Consider the following 2,500-nt stretch of genomic DNA (forward strand, 5'->3'; position numbering starts at 1 on the left):
CTAGGTTTGGCGGTTACCTACTCTCCCACGTCTTGAGACGCAGTACCATTGGCGTGGAAGCACTTAACGGCCAGGTTCGGGATGGGACTGGGTGTATTGCTTTCGCTATGACCACCAAACCGAGGAAAGACACGATCAACTGTTGTCCAAGTGTTTTACACTTGTGTGTATGCTTTGATTTGTAACCTGGCTGTTACTGGATCAAATCAAGCCTATCGGACCATTAGTACCGGTCAACTGAATGCATTGCTGCACTTACATCTCCGGCCTATCGACGTGGTGGTCTACCACGGTCCTCAGGGATACCTTGTTTTGAGGGGGGCTTCCCGCTTAGATGCCTTCAGCGGTTATCCTGTCCGTTCATAGCTACCCAGCACTGCCGTTGGCACGACAACTGGTCCACCAGTGGAACGTTCACCCCGGTCCTCTCGTACTAGGGGCAACTCCTCTCAAGTATCCTACACCCACGGCAGATAGGGACCGAACTGTCTCACGACGTTCTAAACCCAGCTCACGTACCTCTTTAAATGGCGAACAGCCATACCCTTGGGACCTGCTCCAGCCCCAGGATGAGATGAGCCGACATCGAGGTGCCAAACACTGCCGTCGATATGGACTCTTGGGCAGTATCAGCCTGTTATCCCCGGCGTACCTTTTATCCGTTGAGCGATGGCCCTCCCACTTGGGACCACCGGATCACTATGGCCGACTTTCGTCTCTGCTCGACTTGTCAGTCTCGCAGTCAGGCTGGCTTATGCCATTGCACTCAACGAGCGATTTCCGACCGCTCTGAGCCAACCTTCGCGCGCCTCCGTTACGCTTTAGGAGGCGACCGCCCCAGTCAAACTACCCACCACGCAGGGTCCCGGATCCGGATAACGGACCGCGGTTAGACATCAATCAGAACAAGGGTGGTATCTCAAGGGAGGCTCCACAGGGACTGGCGTCCCTGCTTCGAAGCCTACCACCTATCCTGCACATGTTGTGACTGATGCCAGTGCGAAGCTGTAGTGAAGGTGCACGGGGTCTTTCCGTCTAACCGCGGGAAGCCTGCATCTTGACAGGCAATTCAATTTCGCTGAGTCGATGTTGGAGACAGCGGGGAAGTCGTTACGCCATTCGTGCAGGTCGGAACTTACCCGACAAGGAATTTCGCTACCTTAGGACCGTTATAGTTACGGCCGCCGTTTACCTGGGCTTCAATTCAGAGCTCTCACCCCTCCTTTTAACCTTCAGGCACCGGGCAGGCGTCAGACCCTATACGTCGTCTTGCGACTTCGCAGAGCCCTGTGTTTTTAATAAACAGTCGCCACCCCCTGGTTTGTGCCCCCGGCACTCATGTACCGGGCCTCCTTCTCGCGAACTTACGGAGGTATTTTGCCGAGTTCCTTCAACATCGTTCTCTCAAGCGCCTTGGTATACTCTACCAGTCCACCTGTGTCGGTTTAGGGTACGGTCTCATGAAGGGCTATTTCCAGGAACCGTCTTGGATACAGGTCAATCCGATAAGACCTGCACGCCGCCACGATCCGTCACATCCTTCTGGCCCAGGAATATTAACCTGGTTCCCATCGACTACGCCTTTCGGCCTCGCCTTAGGGGCCGGCTTACCCTGCTCAGATTAGCTTTAAGCAGGAACCCTTGGACTTTCGGCGAGAGTGTCTCTCACACTCTTTGTCGCTACTCATGTCATCATTCTCGCTAGTGATCTCTCCACCGGATGGCTCACGCCCCGGCTTCACAGAAAGCACTCTATCCGTCATTACATCCCGTGGGATGCAAATACGGATGAGTGCTATGTCACACTACGCTCCGCTACCATGCACTATGTGCATCCTCAGCTTCGGCTCATGGCTTGAGCCCCGTTACATCTTCGCCGCAGGACAACTTGATTAGACCAGTGAGCTGTTACGCTATCTTTAAAGGATGGCTGCTTCTAAGCCAACCTCCTGGTTGTTTTGGTCGTCCCACCTGCTTTCCCACTTAGCCATGAATTGGGGGCCTTAGCTGGAGGTCAGGGTTGTTTCCCTCTTCACTACGGACGTTAGCATCCGCAGTGTGTCTGCCATCTAGTACTCCCGGGTATTCGGAGTTTGGTTAGGATCAGTAAGCCTGTGGGGCCCCATTACCCATCCAGTGCTCTACCCCCCGGGGTATTCGGATGACGCTCTACCTAAATAGATTTCGCGGAGAACCAGCTATCTCCGAGTTTGATTGGCCTTTCACCCCTAGGCACAACTCATCCCGACCTTTTTCAACAGGTGTGGGTTCGGACCTCCAATAAGTGTTACCTTATCTTCATCCTGGTCATGCCTAGATCACTCGGTTTCGGGTCTGATCCATCTAACTCGACGCCCTATTAAGACTCGCTTTCGCTGCGCCTACACCTAACGGCTTAAGCTTGCTAGATAGACCAAGTCGATGACCCATTATACAAAAGGTACGCCGTCACTTCGCAAGGAAGCTCCGACTGATTGTAGGCGTTCGGTTTCAGGTACTG

At 53.7% G+C, this 2,500-nt stretch carries 2 rRNA genes (1 of these 2 cut by a window edge); both read right to left on the bottom strand.

Annotated elements, in window-relative coordinates:
• Nucleotides 1-4: 4 nt before the first annotated feature.
• Nucleotides 5-119: ribosomal RNA gene (rrf, locus tag ACP16H_RS13780) — 5S ribosomal RNA — on the bottom strand.
• Between the two features lie 83 nt (nucleotides 120-202).
• A 23S ribosomal RNA gene (locus tag ACP16H_RS13785) occupies nucleotides 203-2,500 on the bottom strand; it runs 525 nt beyond the window's last position.

The sequence above is a fragment of the Sagittula sp. S175 genome, from assembly GCF_049800975.1.
Taxonomy (GTDB): domain Bacteria; phylum Pseudomonadota; class Alphaproteobacteria; order Rhodobacterales; family Rhodobacteraceae; genus Sagittula.